This is a genomic window from Candidatus Poriferisocius sp. (assembly GCF_965208475.1).
Classification (GTDB): domain Bacteria; phylum Actinomycetota; class Acidimicrobiia; order Acidimicrobiales; family Bin134; genus Poriferisocius.
On sequence record NZ_OZ242338.1, the window covers coordinates 99,547 to 121,786 of the forward strand.

Below are 22,240 nucleotides of genomic sequence, written 5' to 3' on the forward strand. Positions count from 1 at the left end.
GACTCGGGCGACTCAACTGGAGGTCCAGTTAGCTGAGCGAGACCGGCAGCTCAGCGAGGCCCGAGGAGAGCGCGATGTTGCCCGGACTGAGTTGGAAGAAGTGAGGGGAGAACGTGAGGCCGTCCGCCGGGAGTTGGCTGCTGTCAAGGCCGACCACGAAGCTCGCAGCGAGGAGCTTGCCGAGGCCCGCAAGCAGATCGAGACCCAGTTCAAGGGAATTGCAGCTGATGTGGTGAAGACCAACAGCGCGACCTTATTGGAGCAGGCCAAAGAGCAGTTCGAAAACCAGCGCCAGCTCAGCCACACTGACCTGGAAAAGCGACAGAAGGCGATAGACGAACTGGTCAAGCCGGTCAAAGAGAATTTGGCGAAATTTGAGGAACAGGTTGTCGCCATGGAGAAGGACCGCAAAGGGGCCTACGACGTGCTGCGGAACCAGGTCGGCCAACTGCGGGATACTGCTCAGAATCTCAGCGAGGCCCTGCGGTCCCCGCAGATGCGAGGGCAATGGGGGGAGCAGCAGCTTCGCAACATCCTGGAATTATCAGGTTTGAGCGAGCGCATCGACTTCGTCGAGCAAGACACCATCGATTTGGGCGAAGGCCGGGGTCGGCCCGATGCGGTGGTCCACATCCCGGGTGGTCTGGAAGTGGTGATCGACGCCAAGACCCCGCTGAGTTCCTATCTGGACGCGCACCACGCCGATGATGATCAGCGGCAGAGCGAATTTCTGAACAACCACGCCAACACCCTCATGGGCCATGCCAAGACCTTGGGCGACCGGGACTATGCCGCGGCGGTCGACGGTTCCCCCGACTTCGTGGTCATGTTCGTGCCCGCCGAGCCCATCCTGGACGCAGCCATGGACGTGAAACCCACGTTATGGGAGGACGCGTGGCAGAAGCACCGAGTACTCATTGCCACTCCCGGTTTGCTCCTGGCTTTTCTGCGCACGGTGGCCGTGGCTTGGCAACAGCAGGACCTTCAGGAAAATGCCCAGAAGATCGCCGACGGGGCAGCCGACCTATACGACAGTTTGAGGGTTTATGCCGGTCACGTCGACGGTGTGGGCAAGGGGCTGAATCGAGCGGTTGATGCCTATAACAGAAGCATTGGCTCCTTGGAGGGCCGTGTGCTGCCCCGGGCCCGCAAATTCGAGGATTGGGGAGTGGTTCCCGGGTCCAAGCAGATCGAATCAGCCACCTCTGTGGAGGCCATTGCCCGGCCCGTCGCAGCCCCCGAGTTGGTTGAAGCTGAGGCAGAACCAAGCGTGCAAGAGCTGACTGGAGCAGAAGACGACTGAGGGTCCTACCGGTCAGTCAGCAGGCGCGGGGGGATCAGCCAGTCGAGTTGGCCGGTGTTGTCGGGGTTGAGGCTTACCCGGGCGAGTGCTGCGGTGGGCATTCGCAGGTCGGCGCCGGTTAGTTGCCCAATTGCTGTGGACGTGGTCGGCTCGTGCCCGACAAGCATGGTGACCGGAGCCCGTCGCTGGCAGGCCAGGGCGACCATGTGGTTGACCGACCCGTAGTACAGCTCATCAGCCGCCTCCGTTGGGCAATCCCAGCCTCCCGCTTCCTTGGCCAGCTCGAGGGTTTGGCGGGTCCGGGTGGCGGGCGAGCACAGCACCAGATCGGGCACATGGCCGGCCTTTGCCAGGAAACTGCCGACCGCCGCCGCGGATTGCAGTCCCCGCTTGTTCAGCGGCCGCTCGAGGTCGTTGGAAATTCCTGCGTACCAGTCAGATTTGGCGTGCCTCAAGAAGATGACCGCGGGCATGTCGCAATACGCTAGGCCGGTGGAGCAATCGGTATACGAGGCGGTGGGCGGACAGCCCTTCTTCGACCAACTGGTGGACCGCTTCTACGACGGTGTGGCCGACGACCCGGTGCTGCGGCCCCTGTATCCCGAGGATTTGGGCCCTTCGCGTAGCCACCTGGCCGGATTCTTGGCCCAGTACTGGGGAGGGCCGCCGCACTACAGCGAAGAGAGGGGCCATCCCCGGCTTCGGATGCGCCACGCGCCGTTTGAGATCGGCGTCGCCGAGCGCGACGCCTGGATGGACCACATGCGGGCATCGGTAGGCGAGTCCGATCTGCCTGATGACATCCGCAGGGCCATGCTGGACTACTTCGAGTCGGCTGCCACCCACCTCATAAACAAGCAGCCCCCTGTTCCGCCGACTGATTCCCGACGGCTTCCGATCAGCTGACCGACGCCACTTGGCCAGCGATGGCCGGTGACGGCTGGCTCACCGTTTCCAGGTTGATGTTGTAGAGCTCGGCCACGTTGGTGAGGGTCAGCTTGCGACGGTCGTCCTCGCTCACCCCTGCGTCGTCGAACTCCTTGGTGATCATCTCGTAGGAGCGGGGCCAGGTGGCTGCCCCATGGGGGTAGTCGCTCGACCACATGAAGTGGTCGGTGCCGGTGAACCGCAGGTTATTCAGCCCGATGGGGTCTTCGATGTAGGTGAGGTACACATTGCGGCGGAAGTACTCCGAGGGCGTCATGGTCAGCTTGTCATCAATCCGACTCCAAGCCCCGCTGTAGGTCATGTCGAGGCGCTGCTCCAGCCGGGCGGCGTAGTCGATGCCCCCCTCGGCGGCCACAATTCGTAAGTCGGGATGGCGCTCGAATACTCCGGCGGCAATCAGCTCGGCCACGGTGTGGGCCAGCTCATCGCGCGAGGTGATCCCGAAGTAGTAGGTGCCCTCCACGGTCACGCCGTATTGGCCGATGCCCTTGGTCTGGTGGCCGGCCAAGATGTGGATGGAGATCGGTATGGACCGCTCGGCGGCGGTGGCCCAAAGAGTCTCGTAGCGGGTGGAGAAGAAGCTGTACTCCCGGGTGGCGGGTGGAGAGCTCCACATGATGGCCCCCCGCAGCCCCATGTCGCCGCAGCGGTTCAGCTCGGCCACGCCCACGTCGATGTCCCAGGTGGGAACCATGGCGATGCCGATGATCCGGTCGGGGTCGGCGGCGCAGAACTCGGCCAGCCAGTCGTTGTACACCTGGATGCAGGCCAGTTGGAGCTCGACATCGTCGTATTGCAAAAGCGACAGGCCGGCGGTGGGGTAGACCACATCGGCCACCGTGCCGTCTACCCACAAGTCGGCCAGTCGAGTCACCGGATCGTGACCGCCGGTCGCCCCCACCCAGGCATCGGGATCGGAGGCCAGCAGGGCATCCACCTCGCCCTGCGTCATCCCGGCATTTCGCGACAGAGTCAGGTTCACCCCCCGTCCCATATCCGGGGCCTCGAAGTACCAGTAGTGGTTGTCGGGGTCCTGTACCGCTCGGGGTGCCCGGTCCCGTAGCCGCGGCGGCAGGCGCTCCAGCCACAGGTCGCCCGGTTCAACAACGTGGGAGTCCGATGAGATCAGCACGCCGAGAACAGTACCTGTTCGACTAGGAGGCAGGAAGATGGGCCGTGGCCCCCCGACCCAGCACCCGCAGGAACACGCCGGAGCGGGGCTTGGGGGCAAAGAAGCTCGACTTGGGGGGCATGAGGCCGCTTTCGTCTGCCACCGCCATCAGCTCGCGAACCGACAAGGGGTGCAGTGCGAACCCCACTCGGTTTTCCTCATCACAGCGGCGGGCCAGTTCATCGAAGCCCGCGGAAGCAGGAAGGTAATCCACCGCCCCCTGCTGGCTCAGCTCGTCGGTGCCTAGAACGGGCCCGAGAATGGAACGGCTCAGCCGCTCCACGTCCAGCCTGCTAACCGCGCCGTTGCCGACGGCCGGTGGTAGCTCCAACCGGTGCCATGATTCCCCCAGGTAGAGGCCGGCCATTCCCGGGCCGCCGGGGCGGGCGGCAAGCGAGGAGGATACTGGGGTCACCTCGGCCTCTACCGACAGCGCTTCCAGGCAGTCCTCCGGCCCGCGGTCATGCTGATCGGTCGCTATCCGGTGGAAAGACTGCACATGGAGCTGTTCGTCAGGGAACACCACGGCCAGTGTCCGAGCCAGAATCGGGTCGTTCGGCGCCGCCGCCAGGGCTCGCACCGCGGCGGCCGACCGGTGGTGTCCGTCGGTGACGTAGAGCACCTGGTTGTCGAAGGCCGCGGCCAGCGATTCGGTGTAGTCCTCCGGCACGGTCCAAACCTGATGGCGGACTGTGGAGGAACCAAACTCAAGGTCGGCGGGGGCGCTTGAGGTGATGTCCAGCAGTTGGCGGTACAACTCGGCCGTGGACCGTACCGCCATGGCCACCGGGCTGGAAGTGGCGCCCACACCCTGGAGGTGGGCAGTGAGCAAGGAAGCTCGATCGTCGTGGACGTTCTCGTGGATGCGGATGCGCCTGTCGTCAAAACCTCGTACCGGCACCGTACACACCACGCCGGTCTGCACCCCCTGCTGGTGGGACAGGCGGTACAGGTACAAAGCCGGCCGGCCAGTTGCGGCAAAAGCGTTGGCGTTGAGGAGCCGGTTGAGGGCGGCGGCGCCTTCGCCCACCAAGGCCTCGGGAGACGAGTTGGCGTTGTCGAAGAGATCCTCTCGGCTCCGGGTCACGTTCATGTAGCTGTACGGGTTGGCGGCCACCAGTTCTCGGCGCTGTTGGGGGGAGAGGTTGTCGTAGGCCCGGCTTATGACCCGCTCAGCCCAATCGGGGTGTACGAGCCAGCCGTCGAAGGGCGCGACCAGAGACTCGCCCTCTGAGCTGCGCTCCATTGCCGGGTGTGTTTCGGTCATTGGGCCGTCTCCGGGTCTGTGTCCAGCACTGAAGCGCAGATCACATGCTCGATGGTGCTGAGAGCGTCCAGCAGCTCATCGTCGATGGTTCCGCCCACTTCGATGATGGCCACCGCCGCCTCCGACCCGGAGAAGATGCGATTTTGCATGTTGGCCACGTTCAGGTGCCGCCGGCTTAGTTCTTGCAGCACGCAGGCCAGCACGCCGACTCGGTCGTGGTGGCGGACGCTCAGCGTGGCGGTGCGGTTAGGGACCCGCTCCAAGTTGACGCAGTCGAGTACTACGCCTTGGCGATAGGCCTCGATCACTTCGGCGGTGCCCTCGGCCACGGCCGTCTGGGCCTGTTCGGTGGAGGCGCCGATGTGGTGGGTGGCCGTCACCTTGGGGTGGCGAGCCAACCCCGAGCTGATCTGCCCGATTCCTCCCGACGGCTCGTCGGCGAATACGTCAAGGCCGGCCCGCAGGTCGGTGGAGTCCAAAGCGGCCAGCAGGGCGGCCTCGTCCACCACCTCGCCCCTGCTGGTATTGACAAGCACCGCATCAGGCTTCATGGCCGCCAAGAATTCGGCATTCACCATCCCAATGGTGTCTGTGCCGCCGGGGACGTGCAGCGACACGATATCGCTGGTGGCCAACAGTGTGGCCCTATCGGGCACTTCCGCCACCCCGATGTCGGCCATGCGGCGGCGCACGTCGCGGGTTCGGCAATTGCGGAGCTCGGTGATGACTTTCAGGCCGCAGGCGCTGGCCCGCTGGGCGACTTCGATACCGATGGCGCCCATGCCGATGATGCCCAGGGTGGAGCCGAACAGCCCTCGGGCTTTGCTGTACGTCTGCTTGTTCCAATCGCCGGCGCGAAGATCAGCGGTGGCGGGGGCAATGTGGCGGTCAATGGCGAACATCAGCCCGATGGCCAGCTCAGCCACTGCGATGGCGTTGCGTCCAGGCACGTTGCACACGAATATGCCCAACTCGGCGGCCCGGTCGGCGTCGATGGTGTTGGTTCCCGCTCCGGCACGCACCACTAGTCCGAGCTGGTCGGCTGCCTCCAAGGCGGCTGCGGTGACTTTGGTGCTGCGGACCACTAGCGCATCGAATCCGGTGATGCGCTCCGGCAGGCTTTCCGCGGTGAGCGATGCGTCTATGACACAGATGTCGCCCCCGTCCCGCAGCCTCTGAATGGCGCTCTCGGCCAAGCTGTCAGCAAAGAGGATTCGCATGACGGGGACTCCGTAGTGGTCTTGCGGCGAGGGCCTTCGACGCTCGTGTACCGTATGGTGGAACTGTTCCGCTTCACGATACACTCTTTTATCCTGTTGCCGATAGGGGAAACCGAAGAGAAGCTTGTAGGTAATGTCGCCCTTGTAGGTAGAATATTGATATTCCCCTAGTCGCTTCGGTGGCTGGGTGCAGGGCTCGCTTCGGCGAGCCCTTGCGTTTTCCTACCAAGCACTGGGTTTGTGAATCACGCCTTGGTCGGTGTGGATGGCCTTTGGCAGTTGGACATGGGCAAGGATGCTGTGTCGAAGCTGCTTGAAGAAGGTCCCTTGGAGTTTCCGCGACCGGTATTCCGGTTTGTGGGGGTTGATAATGCCTACCTTGATTCCGATCTCCCTTTGTGCAATGCGGACAGGTTCGGCGAGGTCGGAGTCGTTGCTGATGACCACTGCGGTATCACAGCGCTGTTTGAAGGCGTCAAGGAGGAGATAGGTCGCGATATTGACATCGGAGCCCTTTTCTTCCGTCTTCCAAACTTCGACGGTTCGAGGGCCCTTGGACGGTGGGTTCACCAGTGTCATCCGAGTGGGACGGGTCACAAAATGGCCCTCGTGGATCTCAATGAGGGAGAAGGTACCCAGGGCTCGTAGAAAGGTCTCTTGGCGAGTTGCTTGCTGAGGATCGTCTAGACGCGAGGCGACTCGCGCCGTGAAGTAGCGGATTTTGGTGATTTCGTCTTTGGGGAGCAGGCGTTGGCATAGTGCTTCAAAGTCGAGCCACTTGTACGGGGTGTCCTTGACGGCTCCGTAGTAGAAGTTGAAGCCGTCGATGTAGACGATGGTGGACACCTAAGGATGATACCGGCTGTCATTTGCCCTCAAAGGTGCATATAGCAGCAGCTTGGCCGGTATTTTCGGCGGGGTGGCAAGCGAGCGCAGCAGGGGAGCGGTGCCCCGGCGAGGGCGGGTCGGGCGTACGGCCAAAGTGGCCGGGTTGGGCGCCCGCAGCGGTGGAAGATGGGCAATGGCAAGGGCCCGCCAGGTGTTCGCCGATGCCGAGCGATCCGAAGCCCTCGACGCCGAACGGGAGCTTCGCACCGCAGCCGACGTGGTGGAAGTTCTGGGCAACATGAAGGGCGCGCTGATGAAGATCGGCCAGATGGCCAGCTATCTGGATGTCGGTCTGCCCGAGACCACCCGGACCTCATTGGCCCAACTCCAGGCGAACGCCCCTCCTATGAGTCCGGCCCTGGCCGAGTCGGTAGTGGCTGCCGAACTGGGCGCTCCGCCCGGCGAGCTGTTCGAGGAATGGGATCCGGTGCCGATCGCGGCGGCGTCAATCGGCCAAGTACACCGGGCCATCACCACCGACAGCCGGGCCTGCGCGGTGAAGATCCAGTACCCGGGCGTGGCCGAGGCCATTGCCGCCGACCTGGGATCGGCCCGGATGATCTTTCGAGCGCTTTCGGTGCTGTTTCCCGGCCTCGATCCCGCCCCCATTGTGCAAGAGCTACGCCAGCGGCTCACCGAGGAGCTGGACTACGAGCACGAGGCGTCCAACCAGCGCCTGTTCTACAACCACTACCAGGGCCACCCCTATATCGCCGTTCCCGAGGTGTACGACGACCTCAGCTCGGCCCGAGTGCTGACCACCGAGTTGGCGGTGGGGGCCACTTTCGAGGAAGTGCTGGACTGGCCTCAAGATCAGCGCAACAGGGTGGCGGAGACCATCTACCGGTTCTCGTTCGGTTCGATCTACCGCTTGTGGGCATTCAACGGCGATCCCCACCCCGGGAACTACCTCTTCGGTCCCGACGGCTCGGTCGTTTTCTTGGACTTCGGTCTCGTCAAGCGGTTCACTTCAGAAGAGACCGCCCAGTTCGAGCGGATGCTCACCGCCATGGTGATAGACCGCGACATCCCCCGGTTCAGGGCTGAGCAGGTTGCCGCCGGGCTGCTGCCGGCCGGCGCCCCGTTCAGCGATGACGAGGTGGAGGCGTTCTTCACCCACTTCTACGAGTTCGTGCTGACCGACGAGACCCGGACATTCACCCCCGAGTACGCCGCCGCGGGAGTGAGGGCCATCTTCAACGCCTCTGGCGAGCACGCCGAGTTGAAGAAGGTGCTGAACGTGCCGCCTTCGCTGGTCGTGCTCCAGCGGATCAACCTCGGCCTGATCTCGCTGTTCGCCCAGCTCGGTGCCACTGCCAACTGGAGGAGCATCGCCGAGGAACTGTGGCCGTTCACCGACCGATCCCCCTCCACTGCCATGGGCCAAGACGCACATGTGTGGCGGTCGTCCCTTCAGCAGTAGCGAGTAAGAGCCCAATACGTTCCTGGCCTACGCTTCCCGGCCATGAGCATTTTGGGCAACGAAGTGAGGCGGGTGGAAGACCCTCGGATGCTGACCGACGGGGGTACCTACGTGGCCGACATCCCGCTTGAGGGGGCGGCCCATGTGGTGTTCGTGCGGTCGCCCATCGCCCACGCCCACCTGCTCTCGGTGGAAATCAGCGATGCCCGGGCCATGCCCGGCGTGCTCGAAGTGGTCACCGGCGACGACCTCGACCTTGCCCGCCGACCGCCGATGATGGGCGATGCCGCCATGTCCCGCCCCCTGCTGGCCACTGGCAAAGTTCGATTCGTGGGCGAGGCCATCGCCGCGGTAGTGGCCGAGACCGTCGTCCAGGCCACCGACGCCGCTGAGGCAGTGTGGGCCGAATACGACCCGCTGCCCGCGGTGGTCGACGCCGAGAGCGCCGCCGACGGCCCCAGGCTGTTCGACGACGCCGAGTCCAACGTGGCCATCGCCTTCCCCCCGGCAGCCGATCTGGACTTCAGCGGCTGCGACGCGGTGGTCAACCACCGCATCGTCAACTCCAAGATCTACGCCAGCCCCATAGAGGGACGGGTGGCCGCCGCCGCGTGGGCCGACGACGGGCGCCTCACCTGTTGGTCGAGCACCCAGGGCGCCCATTCGGCCCAAGGGGCTATTTGCGGCGCACTGGGGCTGGAGCGGTCGCAAGTTCGGGTGATTATTCCCGATGTGGGCGGCGGCTTCGGGACCAAGGCCGCCCCCAGCGCCGAAGAGTGCCTGCTGGGGTGGCTGGCTCGCCAAGTGGGTCGCCCGGTGCGTTGGACCGAAACCCGTACTGAGAGCCTCCAAGCGCTGGGCCACAGCCGAGCCCAGTTCCAGACCGTGACCCTGGGAGGCACCGCCGACGGCCGCATCACCCACTACCACCTGGACATGCTGGCCGACGCCGGGGCCTATCCCGCAGTGGGAGCGCTGCTGCCCACCTTCACCGGGCTCATGGCCCCGGGCAACTACGACATCGAGAACGTGGTCTGGTCGGCCACCGCGGTGGCCACAAACACTGCCCCGGTGCAGGCGTTCCGAGGGGCCGGTCGCCCCGAGGCCACCGCGGCCATCGAGCGAGCCGTAGACCTGTTCGCCGCCGAGATTGACATGGACCCCGCCGAGGTGCGCCGCCGCAACTTCCTCGCTCCCGACGCCTTCCCGCTTACCACCCCCACCGGCGCGGCCTACGACTCCGGGGACTACCGGTCCACTCTGGAAGCCGCCTTGGAGGCGGCCGACTACGACGGGCTTCGAAGCGAGCAGGCCGCCCGAAGGGAGCGGGACGACCGCCAACTGCTGGGCATCGGTCTGGCCTCCTATGTGGAGGTCACCTCGCTGATGGGCCCCGTCTGCACAGAGACCGGCAGCCTGGAATTGCGGCCCGACGGTTCGGTACTGGCCCGTACCGGGGCAACCCCCTTCGGCCAGGGCCATGTGACCACGCTGTCGATGGTGGTGGCCGACACCCTGGGCATCGATATGGACCGCATCGAGATGATCCACGGCGACACCGACGAGATCCCCTCCAGCGACATCACCGGGGGGTCTCGCACGGCCCAGATTGCGGGCTCGGCTCTGTTCGACGCGTCCGAGAAGCTGATCGAGGCGGCCCGCCCCCTGGTCGCCGACCTGCTGGAGGCCGCGCCCGCCGACGTGGTGTTGGATTCTGAGACCGGCCAGTTTCACGTGGTGGGCACCCCGGCCCGGTCGGCTGGATGGGCTGATGTGGCTGGCGCGACCGAACAGCCGCTGTTCGTGGAGAACGACTTCGAGCAGCACGGCCCCACCTTCCCGTTCGGCACCCATGTGGCCGTGGTGGAAGTAGACACCGAAACCGGGGAGGTGCGCCTGGAGCGTTTGGTGGCGGTGGACGATGCCGGCACCCTCTTGAATCCGCTGCTGGCCCACGGCCAGATCCACGGCGGGCTGGCCGCGGGGGCGGCCCAAGCCCTCATCGAAGAGGTCCGCTACGACCCCGACGGCAACCTGCTGACCTCCAACTTCGCCGACTACGCCGTGATCTCCACCACCGAGTTGCCCAGCTTCGAGGTTCACGAATCGGTTACCCCCACCCCGCTGAACCCGCTGGGAGCCAAGGGAATCGGCGAGTCCGGCACCGTGGGCTCAACCCCCGCAGTGCAGAACGCAGTGGTCGATGCCCTCTCCCACCTCGGCATCCGCCACCTCGACATGCCCACCTCCCCCGAACGCGTCTGGTCGGCCATGGAGTCAGCCAGCTAGCCGTTGTCCTACTCTTGCGGGTCATGAAGTTTGGCATCGGTTTTGCGAACATTCTCCACTGGTCCACTGCGGAGGGTGCGGTGGAGTTCTGCCAGGCCGCGGAGGCGGCCGGGTTCGACTCGGTTTGGACGGTGGAGCATGTGGTGTATCCCGATGAGTACGCCTCGGAGTATCCCTACGACCCTACGGGCAGGATGACGATGGCTCCTGACTCGCCGCTGCCCGACCCGCTCATCTGGCTGACGTGGGTGGCGTCGGCGACGACGAGCCTGCGGCTGGGCACGGGCATCTTGATCCTGCCCCAGCGCAACCCAGTGGTGCTGGCCAAGTCGCTGGGCACCCTCGACTCCATGTCGGGCGGCCGGGTCACCCTCGGGGTGGGCGTGGGCTGGCTCAAAGAGGAGTTCGAGGCATTGGGCATCCCGTGGGACCGGCGGGGCCAGCGCACCGACGACTACATCGGGGCCATGCGGGCGCTGTGGGACGCAGACAGCACCTCGTTTCAGAGTGACCATGCCTCGTTCTCCGGGGTAAGCGTGAATCCCAAGCCGGCCAACGGCCGGGTGCCCATCGTTATCGGCGGTCATTCCAAGGCTGCGGCCCGCCGGGCCGGCCGGCTGGGCGACGGCTTCTGGCCTGGGCCCCGGGAGGGTTCCTCCATGGCCGACCTCATCGACGTGATGCACCAGGAGGCGGCAGCGGCGGGGCGTGACCCGGAGGCAATCGAGATCACCGTCGGTCTGCCCAACACACCGATGGACGACCCTGCCGGGCTGGTGCAGGAAGTGGCCGATTTGGGTGCCCACCGACTGATCGTTCCGTCGTTCTTGTTCTTCGCCGACACCGCCGAGACCATGGCTGCGTTCGGGGCCCAACTCCAAGCCGCAGCTCGGTAAGCAACAACAAGACACGGCATCAGGTGGTCCAGTGAGCAACATCGAGCAATGGCACGCCGCCGCCGTAGAGCGAACCGGGCTCGATGACTTCGGCCGCGACGACTACCTCGAAGGCTTGACCGTTCTGGAGGAGTCGCTGGAGGCCGAGGCGGCCATGACCGACATCGGCCGTTTTGCCATCGGCGAGATCGTCACCGGGGCGCTCATGGGACGCCTCAAGGCCGAAGCCGGCCTGAAGGCCCGGCCTGAGACCGCCAACGTCAATGTCGAGCGGCCTCTGGTGATCATCGGCCTGCCCCGCACCGGCACCACCGCCTTGCACCAGCTGATGGCAGCCAGCCCCCACTTCCAGGGATTGGAGTTGTGGCTGGCCGAGATGCCCCAGCCCCGGCCGCCCCGCGACCAGTGGGAGCTGATCGACGACTACGTCAGTTGCAAGGCCAAGATGGACGCCATGGCCGAGATGAATCCCGACCAGTCCACCATTCACTTCCAATCAGCCGAGCTCGTCGACGAGTGCTGGAACCTGTTTCGCCACTCGTTCGCCAGCGTGACCTTCGAGTGTCTGTTCCGCATCCCCACCTATTCCGCCTGGTGGGCGGGCTGCGATATGGGTCCGGCCTACGCCCGGCACCGCCGCAGCATCGGGCTGATCGGCGTTGACGAGCCCGATACCTGCTGGCTGCTCAAAGATCCCAGCCACCTGTTCGCCCCCGAGGCGCTGTTTGCCACGTACCCCGACGCCAACGTGGTGATGACCCACCGCGACCCGCTGAAAGCGGTGGCCTCGGTGTGCAGCCTCACTGGGGTGAGCCGACAGGGGTTCGAGCAGCATCCCGACGACATCGCCCTCGGTGCGGAGCAGACCGAGTTGTGGGCCCGGGGCATCGAGCGGTTACTGGCCGCCCGAGCCGGTCGGGAGGACCGGTTCTACGACCTGCACTTCGCCGACTTCCAGACCGACCCGCTGGGCAGCGTGGCCGCCATCTGCAACCAGTTCGGCTACCAATTCGACGACGCCGCTGAACAGGCGGTGTCCCAGTGGGCCGCCGATCACCCCAAAGGAGAACACGGTGTCCACGACTACAGCCCCGACCAGTACGGGCTGAGGGCCGAGGTCGTCCACGAGCGATACGCCGACTACATCGAGGCTTGCGGGGTGGCAGTGGAATGAGCGAGATCGATCTGGGCAAGTCTTGGGAGGAGTTCTGCGACGCCCTGCGAGATGCGGGCCGCCAGGTGCTCGATGCATCACCTGATGACGACTTCGACCGGGCCGAGGGGCTTCGCTACGTGACCCGGCTGGCCGCCAACTTCCTGAAGGCCAATCTGGAGGAGTCCGACCCGGCCCGGGCCATCCTCAACCACGCGGGGGTCAAGATCGGTCTGGACAACCCCGACTACGCCTATGGGGGCGCCCGACTGTCGCCCCGATTCGACTACCGGCTGTCGGGTCGCCTCAACGACGCCCACTCCATCCGCATGGGGGCATTCAGCGGCGGCCTGGGTACCCCCGAGGGGCTGATTCGCGACGGCTACCTGACCACCGAGGACCTCGAGTTGGATTCCGACGGCGGCTTCGAGGTGGCCATCAGCGCGGCGCCTCAGTCTGGACCCTGGCTGGCCATGAAGGAGGGCACCAACTCTTTGACCATCCGCCAGACACTGCTGGACCGGCCCAACCAGACCCCCGCCGAGATGACCCTGGAGAGGACCGACGCCGGAAGCCCGCCTGAGCCGGTGGACCCCGAGCGACTGGCCGGCGCGCTGGGCCGGGCCGGTTTCACCGTGGCCGCGGTGGTGGGCCAGTTTCTGGGGTGGACGGCCAGCTTTGCCGCCCATCCCCACGAAGTACGGCCCATCGACCCCCAGCTATTGGCCTTCGCCCAAGGCGACCCCTGTGTTGCGTCTGATTTCGCGCGACGGTTTCCCGGTTTTTTCAGGCCGCATGTGGCAGGGTTGTTGGCCTTGATTTTGGAGGCTATCAGCGATGAGTGCAGTTCCGAGGAAACCGAAGCGGGTTTTGTCTGCGGAGCAGAAGTACGACTTGTGGGTGAGGATGCTGTCGGGGCAGCTCACCCAGTCCGACGCGGCGGCGGAGGCGGGGGTGGACCGGTCGGTGATCGCCCGGTTGCGGGCGGTGGCCCGCGACGGGGCTGTTGCCGCGTTGCAGTCGTCGAAGCCCGGGCGGGCTCGCAAAACGCCCGCGGAGGCGTCGGAGGCCGCCGCGCTGCGCGCCGAGGTGGAGCGGCTGCAGGCCACGGTCGTCGAGCAGGCGGTCGAGCTGGCGGCGCTGCGGGGAAAATCGCGTTGGGGATGAGCGGCCCGATCCCCGCCCGCGTCGACGGGGCCGCTAAAGCGGCCCTGTTGGGCCTGGTCGACGACGCGGTGTCGGCGGGGTGGACGCTGGGCCGGGTCTGCGGCGTGCTGGAGATCGACCGGTCCCGGGTGTGGCGCTGGAACCGGCGCCGGGCCGGCGGCCGCCTCGACGACCGCGCTCCCGGGGGCAGTCCGGTGCACGGGATCTTGGACTGGGAGCAAGACGAGATCGTGGCGCTGTTCGACGAGTGGGGCGACACAGACCGCTCGCACCGCAAGCTCGCCCACCGGGGCTCCTACCAACAGCGGGTGTGGGTGTCGCCGTCGACTGTGGACCGCGTTCTGGCACGCCGCGGCCTCGCCCTCAAAGGAGAGCCCCGTCCCGCTCCCAGGCCCAAAGCGCCCTGGCCCCAGTGGTGCCAATGGCGCCCGAACCAGCTTTGGTGCTGGGACGCCTCCCAGTTCCAGCGCTGCACCGCCGCCAAGCACGCCTACGCGATCGTCGATGTAGTCAGCCGCAAATGGATCGCTGTGCACCTCACCGCCGCCCCCGACTCCGTCGCCGCCCGGATCCTGTTCACCCGAGCGCTGCAAAACGAGGGGCTCCTCACCGAGGAGCTGGCGGCCCGCCTCGGCGACCCCCAAGCAGCGCTCCCCGACGACGACCAGGTCCCGCTGCTGCTGGCGATCTCGGACAACGGGACAGAGATGCACGCCAACGACACCCGCAAGTTCATGGCCCTGTGCTCCATCGCCCAGCAGTTCGGACGCCCCTCGACGCCGACCGACCAAGCCTGGATCGAGTCGCTGTGGGGCCACGCCAAACACGAGCACCCCCACCTCAACGACATAGACGAACCCGAAGTGCTCAGAGCCGAACTCGAGCGGATCCGAGCCCACTACAACGAAGTCCGCCTCCACGAAGCCATCGGCTACGTCACCCCCAACGACGAACACCAGGGCCGAGGCGAAACCATCCGAGCCGCCCGCCGACAAGGAATGCGAGACGCCGACCAAAAACGCCGAACATGGCACCGGAGCCACAAATGACCCCGACCGCTACACTAACCAACAACCACCCGCCAACCACCCGCCAAAGCGACTTGAAAAACACGCCCAACAGTCGCGAAGAATCAGAAACACCTCACCCCGACACCTCGTACAACTACGGCTACTTCGACTTGGGCCCTGATGAGGCCTGGATCATCGAATTCGAGCCCCCTGAGTGCGAGTACTGGAACATCCAGCTCGGCAACCACTGGCTGGAGTCGCTGGACTTCGAGTACTACCAAACCAACCTCAACCACCACACGGCCGCAGTCGAAGACGACGGCTCGGTGCGGGTGGTGGTGGCCCGACAAGACCCCGGCCACCCCAACTGGCTGGACACCGCCGGCCACGCCCGAGGCGGCCTCGCCCTGCGATGGGTGGGGGCCGACAACGAACCAGAGGTCCGCTGCCGGGTTGAAGAGCTCTAGATCTCGTTGCCGGGCCGGCCGGGGCCGGCGGCGGGGATGCCGCCCATGTCGGCGTTGAGCTCGGCTTTGGCCATCAAGTCGGCCACCACTGGGTGCAGCGTGGTGGGATCTTGGGACTCGAGGGGGACACTGGGGCCGAGGACCCAGCCCTCAGCGATGCCCAGGCGACCGTTGCCCACAACCCACACTCGGCCGGTCACGTTGGCCGCCTCTGGGCTGCACAGCCAGGTGACGATTGGAGCGATCCAAGTGGGCGACATCGTCTCTTGGACCTCTTCGGATATATCGGCGCCGCCCATCAGCGGGGCGGTGAGCCGGGTCAGGGCGCTGGGGGCGATGCAGTTCACCGTGACCCCGTAGCGGACCAACTCCATGGCCGAGATCACGGTGAAGGCGGCGATGCCCGCTTTGGCTGCGCCGTAGTTGGTCTGGCCCACGTTGCCGAAGATGCCCGACGGAGATGCGGTGTTGATGATCCGGGCTTGAAAGCTCCGCCCGGCCTTGGTCTGCTCCCGCCACCAGGCCGCGGCATGGTGGACCGGGGCGAAGGTGCCCTTGAGATGCACCTGCACGACCGCGTCCCAGTCGGTCTCACTCATGGAGAACACCATGCGGTCCCGCAGGATGCCGGCATTGTTGATGAGGATGTCCAGCGTCCCGAACGTGTCGATGGCCTGGTGGATCATGTCTCGAGCGGCGTCGAAGTCGCTCACGTCGGCGCCGTTCACCACCGCTTCGCCGCCCATGGCCCGGATCTCCTCGACCACCTCGCCAGCCGGCCCGGCGTCGCCGCCCCGGCCGTCGGGGTCGGCGCCCAGGTCGTTGACCACCACCTTGGCACCGTGCTGGGCCAGCATTAGGGCGTATTCCCGCCCTATGCCCCTTCCTGCGCCGGTAATGACCGCGACTCGTCCTTCACAAAGCCTGCTCATGATGTCGACCCCTCGTGCTTTCGAGCCCTTCGTCCGTTCAAAAGAGCTTCGCCGACGAACTATAGAAGGGCGTCAGCCAGGGTTCGCCATTGGGCCAGGGGCAGCTCACCCCGGGGAGTGAGTACCTGCACGGCCACGTGGTCGGCACCGGCGTCGTGGTGGGCCTGGATGCGGGCCCGGATGGTATCCATGTCGCCCCAGGCCACGATGGCGTCCACCAGTCGGTCGGACTGCTCGGCCACATCCTGCTCGGTGAATCCCAGCCGATAGAGGTTGTTCACATAGTTGGGTAGCCCCAGGTACATGGCCATGTTCTCCCGGGCCAGCGCCCGAGCTGCCTCGGGATCGGTCTCCAGGCACACCTTCTGCTCGGGGGCCAGCAGGGCGTCGGGCCCCATGATCTCCCGGGCGAGGGCGGTGTGTTCGGGGGGCACAAAGTAGGGGTGGGCGCCGACAGTGCGCTCGGCGGCCAGGGCCAGCATCTTGGGCCCCAGCGCGGCCAGCACCATCGGCGGATTCTCCTCGGGGGCGAGGGCCATGTACATGGCCCTCTCCATTTCGTTGAGGTAATCCACCATGAAGGAGAAGGGCTTGGAGTAGTCCAGCTTACGGATGCCCTCGATGAACGGGCCGTGGCTCACGCCGATGCCCAGCAGGAACCGGTTGTCGAACGCCTCGGCCACCGTCTTCTGGGCCGCTGCGGTGGTCATGGGGTGGCGGGCATGGACCTGCACGATGCCGGTGGCGATCTTCAGCGTGCTGGTGGCCCCCAGCATGACCGACGCCGACACGAACGGATCCCGGCCCACAGCCTCGGGGATCCACAGCGTGGGCCAGCCCATCTCCTCGAGCTCGGCAACGACCTCTCGTACCTGGCTCGAGGGTTGCTGGTCCAAAACGCCCTGCCACAATCCGATTCTTCCGATGTCCATTATTTCCTCCGCTTCCCCAAGCTCTGCGAACACGCCATGGGCGGCGACTCTAGTTCTGACCTTCCATGAGGTCGCATTGTCAGGACTACGCTTCGGGCCGTGCCCAGCTATGAGAACTTGCTGTACGAGGAGTCCGACGGGGTGGCGGTGGTTACCCTGAACCGGCCCGAGCGGCTCAACGCCATGGACAACACCTCCTGCGAAGAGCTTCGAGCCCTGTGGGCCCACCTCCGCTATAACGACGACGTGCGGTGCGTGATACTCACCGCGGCAGGGGAGCGGGCGTTCACCACCGGGGTGGACATCACCGGATCGTGGAAGCAGCCGGCATCGCCGTTCATGGTGGACGATCCGATCTCCACCGTTGGCCCCAAGTCCAACGACTACTGGCGCCCGGTGATCGCCGCGGTCAACGGGATGGCCGCTGGAGGCGCCTTCTACCTGTTGGGCGAGGTGGAGTTCATCATCGCCTCCGACAACGCCACCTTCTTCGACCCTCATGTGAGCCACGGCATGCCCGCGGTGAACGAGCCCATGTTCATGCTCCAGCGGATGCCGCTGGGCGAGGTCATGCGGATGTCGCTCTTGGGCCGCCACGAGCGCATGTCGGCCCAACGGGCCTATCAGATCGGGCTGGTGCAGGAGGTGGTGCCGCTTGACGAGTTGATGGGCGCGGCCCGCTGGTGTGCCGAGGCCATCGTGTCGGCGCCCGAGCGCCTGGCCGTCGAAGCCACCATGAAGGGGCTGTGGACCGCCCAGTACACGACTTTGGCCAACGCGGTGAACAGCGGGGTGGCCTTCTTGAGCCTGGCCGGGGCTGAGGAGGAGATCACCGAGAAGGCCCGAGGCATCAAGGAGCAAACCCGCATAGAGCCACGCATCCGATGAGTTCTTCTGAGCCCATGGGTCCCGGCGCGCTGGCCGGGCTCCGGGTGGTGGACCACACCGACATGCGGGGCGCGCTGTGTTCCCGAGTGCTGGGGGATCTGGGGGCCGAGGTGATCAGAGTGCCGCCGGTGCCCGACCCCGACGGATCGGCCCACGTCCACCGCAACGCCAACAAAGCCGCCGGCGACCCCGCCGAGCTGGAAGCGCTGATGGCAGCCGCCGACCTGCTCATCGACAACACCGGGTTGGACCTCGACGAAGTGACCGGACGCCATCCCCAACTCGTGGTGGTGGCGTTGACCGACATGGGGCTGACCGGCCCCCGCTCAGACTGGAAGCTGGAGCCGCTGCCGGCTTTCGCCTCTTCGGGCGGGCACTTCCTGTCGGGCTTTCGGGAGAAGTCCCCGTGCTGGCACCCCGGCCATTTGGCCCACGACTGCGCCTCGGTGTTGGGGGCCGTCGGCGGGCTGGCCGCGGCGATGGATCGCCGCCGCCACGGCCTCGGCCAAGTGGTGGAGGTCAGCGTGCAGGAGGCCGCCCTGTCGGGGCTCAATCCGTGGTCGGTGCTGATCCCCGACTATGTGCGGCACTTTCCCGAACTGCCTGCCGAGGGTCGCCGCAATGCCGACGGGAACTACTGGATATTCCCGGCCCGAGACGGCTGGGTGCGCACGGTGATCGGTACTCCCTACCAGTGGACCGGCTTCGTGGAGGTGCTGGGTAATCCCGACGCCCTGACCGGTCCGGAGTGGGCCGACGGCGTGTTCCGGGGCCGCAACCGTGACGTGATCCACATGGTGGCCGATGCGATCACGTCGCAACGGGACCGGTCCGACCTGTTCGAGCACGGCTTGGCCGCGGGCACCACCATTGGGATGATCCAGTCGCCCCGCGAGTTCGCCGCCCATCGGCAGGTGGCTGGCCGGGGGTTCTTCCGCTACGACGTGGAGGGTTCTGAGGGCCTGCCCATGCCCGATGCTCCCTGGAAGCTGTCGGGCACGCCGGCAGGGGTGCGAAAGCCAGCGCCACGGGCCAGGGAAGTCCCTGGCCTGTTCGATGCCCGTCCCGCCGACAATCCGTGGGCGCCAGGCCCATCCAACAGCTCAGGCGACAGCAACCAATTGCTGGCCGGAGTGCGAGTGGTGGAGTTCGGCATGGCCGCGGTGGTGCCCGAGGGAACCTGGATGCTGTCGGAGCTCGGGGCCGACGTCATCAAGATCGAATCGGTGGCCCACCCCGACTCGCTGCGCTTCGCCGGCCGGGGCGATCTCAACAAGGCGTTCCCGTTCAACGCCGAGAGCAGGGGACGGCGGTCAGTGGCCCTGGACATGACCACCGAGAAGGGCAGAGAGCTGGCCCTAGAGCTGTTCATGGCCGCCGATGTGGTGGCCGAGAACCTGCGGGGCGGGTCGCTGGACAAGCTCGGGCTGGGGTGGGACGACATGTCGGCCAAGCGGACCGACCTGGTGTACGTGTGCTCGCAGGGCTACGGCCGGGGCGGTCCCATGGGCAAGATGCCGGCTTACGGGCCGCTCAACGCCAGCTTCGCCGGGGCCCACTGGCTGTGGAACCACGCCGATGTGCCGTATCCGTGCGGCACCACGCTGAACCATCCCGACCACATAGCCGGAAAGCTGCTGGCGGTGGCCGTGCTGGCCGCCCTCGACCACAAGCAGCGCACCGGGCAAGGCCAGCTCATTGACATGGCCCAGACCGAGGCCGCCGCCTATCTCATCGGCGAGGTGTACATGGGCGCGGCCGAAGCTGGCGCCGATCCTCAGGCCTGCGGCAACCGCTCAGGGGAAGTCGCTCCCCATGACGTGTACCGGGCCGGAGGCGATGACGACTGGGTGGCGCTGGCCTGCCACGATGACGAGTCGTGGCAGCGGTGCTGCACGGTGATCGGAGTGGAGAACCGCTGGCCTGCCAACGCCGAACGGCTGGCCGACGTTGCAGCGGTTGACGCCGCAGTGTCGGCGTGGATATCCCAAGGCCTGGCTGATGACCGGGCCGAGCGCCTGCAAGCCGCCGGGGTGTCGGCCATGGCGGTGATGGGTCCCTTCGACCACTTGGGCGACGAGCATCTGGCCTCTCGAGGCGCGCTCGACGTGCTGGACCACCCGGTGGTGGGCCAGGAGACCCATGTGGCCAACCCCATCCGCTTTAGCCGCACCGCCAAGCGCACCGCCGGCCCGTCCCCGCTGCTCGGCGCGGATACCGTCGAGGTGCTCGGCGAAGTTCTCGGGATCCCACCCGACGAAGTAGAAGCACTAGCCGAAGCCGGCGTGTGCCGCTGAGCTCGATTCAAGGAACAAGGGAGCACGAATGAAGGTCTTGGTGATGGGCGGGAGCCAGTTCAACGGCTACTCGCTGGTCATGGAGTTGGTGAAGCATGGCCACGAGGTGACGGTGTTGAACCGGGGGCGCACGGCGGTGGACTTCCCCCGGTCGGTTCGCCGGCTGGTGGCCGACCGCACCGACCACGACCAGGCGCGGTCGGTGCTCAGCGGCGAGAGCTTCGATGTCGTCCAGGACATGAGCGCCTACCACCCGGACGATGTGGAGCTGATGGTCGAGGTGTTCGAGGGCCGCGTCGGGCATTACATCTTCGCCTCGTCCACCGTCATCTACGCCCCTGCCGACATCCTTCCCATCACCGAGGACCATCCTGTTGACCGGGGTCCCCACCAGATCGAGTACGGGCTGCACAAGCTGCTGTGCGAGGACATCCTCATCGATGCCTGGCGTCGCCGGGGGTTCCCGGCCACCATCGTTCCCTTCTCGATGGTGTTCGGCCCCCGGAACATCCTGGCCGACCGGGAGCAGCGGATGATCCTGCGGCTGCTTCGGGGCCGGCCGGTGCTGATCCCCGGCGATGGCACCACCGTGGGCCAGGTGGGGCACGTGGACGATCAGTCGCGAGCGCTGCGGATGATGATGCTCCAGCCCCAGACCTTCGGAAAGCGCTACAACCTCACCGGCGGGACCTATCAATCAGACGAGGGCTACGTGGACACCTTTGCCGAGGTGCTGGGAACAGAGGCCGACAAGGTGTTCATCCCCGCCCCGGTGATGGACGACCTGTGGGACGGCACCCTGGTGTTTGAGGAGGGGCAGGCCTCACCGGTGAAGATCGACATCCGCAGCTCAGATGAGGCCCGAGCCAATGCCGACCAAACCCGGCGGAGGTTCAAGCTGGCTCAGCTCGTACAGCGGCTGGCCCCCAACCTCCACCGCTGGAACCGCAGCGTTGTCTTCTCCGTCGACCGCCTCCGGACCGACATCGGCTGGGAGCCCGACTACACCCTGGCCGCCATGGTCGACCATGTCCATCGCTGGATGGTGGCCGAAGGCCTCGACCAGAGCCTCGACTTGGACTTCACCTTCGAGGACCAAATCGCAGCCCACGTGCAAACCATGCAGGATAGGGGCCATGGCTGAAGACCAAGTGACCTATACGACTGACGGGGCGGTGGCGCGGATCACCCTCAACCGGCCGGAGGTGTTCAACGCGCTGACCGATGAGATGTTCGACCAAATCGTGGCTTTTGTTCGCCAAGCCGAGGCCGACGACGACGTCAAGTGCATCGTCTTGGCCGGAGCAGGACGGGGGTTCACCGCGGGATTCGACCTGTCCAGCCCTGACGACTTCTACGGCGGGGCCGAGACCAAAGGCGGGCGGTTCGCCATAGCCGGTCTGCGCCGCCGGGCCTGGGTGATGCGCGATCTGCTGTACTCGGCCAAGCCCATCGTGGCTCGAGTTCACGGACCGTGTATCGGTGCGGGGCTTTATCTGCTGCTGGTGTGCGATTTTGCCGTGGTGTCCGACGACACAACATTCGGCCTGCCCGAGGAGCGCTTCGGCTCGGCGGGCACCTCGTGGCTCTATCCCATGCTGGCCTCCCAGATCGGGTTGAAGCGGACCAACGAGCTGGTGGTGACCGGGCGCAAGTTCGACGCCGCGGAGGCCGAGCGACTGGGCCTGGTCAACCGGGTGGTGCCCCGAGATGACCTTGACGAGGCGGTGGGCCAACTCACCGGGGCGCTGACCAGCCTGCCCCGCGACGGAATCGCCACCGGTCGCGCCGTGGCCCACTTGGCCTACGACATGCTGGGGATCGGCCAGGCTTTCACCCCCCACTACGGCGTCCACCCCCTCTTTGTGATGGGCACTCGCCGCAGTCCCGACGAGTTCGACTTCCACGAGACATCGCGGGAGAAGGGCATGAAGGGCGCGCTGGCCGAGCGCGACGAGCGCTTCGGCGGCGACTACTGGGGCTGGTAGG

19 protein-coding genes are annotated in these 22,240 nt (G+C 66.0%); 12 read left to right on the forward strand and 7 right to left on the reverse strand.

Annotation, left to right across the window (positions count from 1 at the left end):
• Positions 1-100: 100 nt before the first annotated feature.
• On the forward strand, positions 101-1,303 hold the full coding sequence (gene rmuC / locus ACOGXA_RS00515) for a DNA recombination protein RmuC (protein WP_419925344.1): 1,203 nt from the start codon (positions 101-103) through the stop codon (positions 1,301-1,303).
• A gap of 5 nt (positions 1,304-1,308) precedes the next feature.
• On the opposite strand, the gene ACOGXA_RS00520 is transcribed toward rmuC, so the two are convergent.
• Complete coding sequence (locus ACOGXA_RS00520) at positions 1,309-1,776, reverse strand: SixA phosphatase family protein (protein WP_419925345.1); 468 nt, start codon at positions 1,774-1,776, stop codon at positions 1,309-1,311.
• Between ACOGXA_RS00520 and ACOGXA_RS00525 the strand changes: the two genes are divergently transcribed.
• Positions 1,763-2,209 carry a globin gene (locus ACOGXA_RS00525; RefSeq protein ID WP_419925346.1) on the forward strand — a complete coding sequence of 149 codons (447 nt, stop codon included), beginning with the start codon at positions 1,763-1,765 and terminating at the stop codon, positions 2,207-2,209. The genes ACOGXA_RS00520 and ACOGXA_RS00525 overlap by 14 nt on opposite strands.
• On the opposite strand, the gene ACOGXA_RS00530 is transcribed toward ACOGXA_RS00525, so the two are convergent.
• The 4 genes from ACOGXA_RS00530 to ACOGXA_RS00545 all read right to left on the reverse strand — a co-directional run bounded on the left by ACOGXA_RS00530 (position 2,202) and on the right by ACOGXA_RS00545 (position 6,755).
• Complete coding sequence (locus tag ACOGXA_RS00530) at positions 2,202-3,383, reverse strand: amidohydrolase family protein (protein ID WP_419925347.1); 1,182 nt, start codon at positions 3,381-3,383, stop codon at positions 2,202-2,204. The genes ACOGXA_RS00525 and ACOGXA_RS00530 overlap by 8 nt on opposite strands.
• Before the next feature lie 22 nt (positions 3,384-3,405).
• The gene (locus ACOGXA_RS00535; RefSeq protein ID WP_419925348.1) at positions 3,406-4,689 is read right to left on the reverse strand and encodes a DUF1015 family protein; all 1,284 of its coding nucleotides are present in this window, start codon (positions 4,687-4,689) and stop codon (positions 3,406-3,408) included.
• Positions 4,686-5,909 carry an NAD(P)-dependent oxidoreductase gene (locus ACOGXA_RS00540; protein WP_419925349.1) on the reverse strand — a complete coding sequence of 408 codons (1,224 nt, stop codon included), beginning with the start codon at positions 5,907-5,909 and terminating at the stop codon, positions 4,686-4,688. The genes ACOGXA_RS00535 and ACOGXA_RS00540 overlap by 4 nt, the downstream gene beginning before the upstream one ends.
• A gap of 222 nt (positions 5,910-6,131) precedes the next feature.
• Complete coding sequence (locus ACOGXA_RS00545; RefSeq protein ID WP_419925350.1) at positions 6,132-6,755, reverse strand: NYN domain-containing protein; 624 nt, start codon at positions 6,753-6,755, stop codon at positions 6,132-6,134.
• Positions 6,756-6,828: 73 nt separating this feature from the next.
• On the opposite strand from ACOGXA_RS00545, the gene ACOGXA_RS00550 reads away from it, so the two are divergent.
• From ACOGXA_RS00550 to ACOGXA_RS00575, 6 genes are read left to right on the forward strand one after another with little or no spacing between them, the layout of a single operon-like run.
• The gene (locus ACOGXA_RS00550) at positions 6,829-8,220 is read left to right on the forward strand and encodes an ABC1 kinase family protein (protein ID WP_419925351.1); all 1,392 of its coding nucleotides are present in this window, start codon (positions 6,829-6,831) and stop codon (positions 8,218-8,220) included.
• Between the two features lie 42 nt (positions 8,221-8,262).
• Positions 8,263-10,509 carry a xanthine dehydrogenase family protein molybdopterin-binding subunit gene (locus ACOGXA_RS00555; RefSeq protein WP_419925352.1) on the forward strand — a complete coding sequence of 749 codons (2,247 nt, stop codon included), beginning with the start codon at positions 8,263-8,265 and terminating at the stop codon, positions 10,507-10,509.
• 23 nt (positions 10,510-10,532) lie between these two features.
• Positions 10,533-11,405: an LLM class F420-dependent oxidoreductase gene (locus ACOGXA_RS00560; RefSeq protein WP_419925353.1), complete on the forward strand. Its 873-nt coding sequence runs from the start codon at positions 10,533-10,535 to the stop codon at positions 11,403-11,405.
• Positions 11,406-11,436: 31 nt separating this feature from the next.
• Positions 11,437-12,579: a sulfotransferase family protein gene (locus ACOGXA_RS00565; protein ID WP_419925354.1), complete on the forward strand. Its 1,143-nt coding sequence runs from the start codon at positions 11,437-11,439 to the stop codon at positions 12,577-12,579.
• Complete coding sequence (locus tag ACOGXA_RS00570) at positions 12,576-14,774, forward strand: integrase core domain-containing protein (RefSeq protein ID WP_419925355.1); 2,199 nt, start codon at positions 12,576-12,578, stop codon at positions 14,772-14,774. Before ACOGXA_RS00565 ends, ACOGXA_RS00570 begins: the two co-directional genes overlap by 4 nt.
• Positions 14,771-15,202: a hypothetical protein gene (locus ACOGXA_RS00575; RefSeq protein ID WP_419925356.1), complete on the forward strand. Its 432-nt coding sequence runs from the start codon at positions 14,771-14,773 to the stop codon at positions 15,200-15,202. The genes ACOGXA_RS00570 and ACOGXA_RS00575 overlap by 4 nt, the downstream gene beginning before the upstream one ends.
• On the opposite strand, the gene ACOGXA_RS00580 is transcribed toward ACOGXA_RS00575, so the two are convergent.
• Both ACOGXA_RS00580 and ACOGXA_RS00585 read right to left on the reverse strand, forming a co-directional pair.
• Positions 15,199-16,134 carry an SDR family oxidoreductase gene (locus tag ACOGXA_RS00580; protein ID WP_419925357.1) on the reverse strand — a complete coding sequence of 312 codons (936 nt, stop codon included), beginning with the start codon at positions 16,132-16,134 and terminating at the stop codon, positions 15,199-15,201. The genes ACOGXA_RS00575 and ACOGXA_RS00580 overlap by 4 nt on opposite strands.
• A gap of 59 nt (positions 16,135-16,193) precedes the next feature.
• The gene (locus ACOGXA_RS00585; protein WP_419925358.1) at positions 16,194-17,066 is read right to left on the reverse strand and encodes an LLM class F420-dependent oxidoreductase; all 873 of its coding nucleotides are present in this window, start codon (positions 17,064-17,066) and stop codon (positions 16,194-16,196) included.
• A gap of 99 nt (positions 17,067-17,165) precedes the next feature.
• Between ACOGXA_RS00585 and ACOGXA_RS00590 the strand changes: the two genes are divergently transcribed.
• The 4 genes from ACOGXA_RS00590 to ACOGXA_RS00605 are packed head-to-tail and all read left to right on the forward strand — an operon-like array spanning position 17,166 to position 22,239.
• Positions 17,166-17,954: an enoyl-CoA hydratase/isomerase family protein gene (locus ACOGXA_RS00590; RefSeq protein WP_419925359.1), complete on the forward strand. Its 789-nt coding sequence runs from the start codon at positions 17,166-17,168 to the stop codon at positions 17,952-17,954.
• Positions 17,951-20,251, forward strand: a complete 2,301-nt coding sequence (locus ACOGXA_RS00595) for a CoA transferase (RefSeq protein ID WP_419925360.1) — start codon at positions 17,951-17,953, stop codon at positions 20,249-20,251. Before ACOGXA_RS00590 ends, ACOGXA_RS00595 begins: the two co-directional genes overlap by 4 nt.
• A 28-nt stretch (positions 20,252-20,279) precedes the next feature.
• The gene (locus ACOGXA_RS00600; RefSeq protein WP_419925361.1) at positions 20,280-21,395 is read left to right on the forward strand and encodes an NAD-dependent epimerase/dehydratase family protein; all 1,116 of its coding nucleotides are present in this window, start codon (positions 20,280-20,282) and stop codon (positions 21,393-21,395) included.
• Complete coding sequence (locus ACOGXA_RS00605; RefSeq protein ID WP_419925362.1) at positions 21,388-22,239, forward strand: enoyl-CoA hydratase/isomerase family protein; 852 nt, start codon at positions 21,388-21,390, stop codon at positions 22,237-22,239. The genes ACOGXA_RS00600 and ACOGXA_RS00605 overlap by 8 nt, the downstream gene beginning before the upstream one ends.
• Position 22,240: the final 1 nt, after the last annotated feature.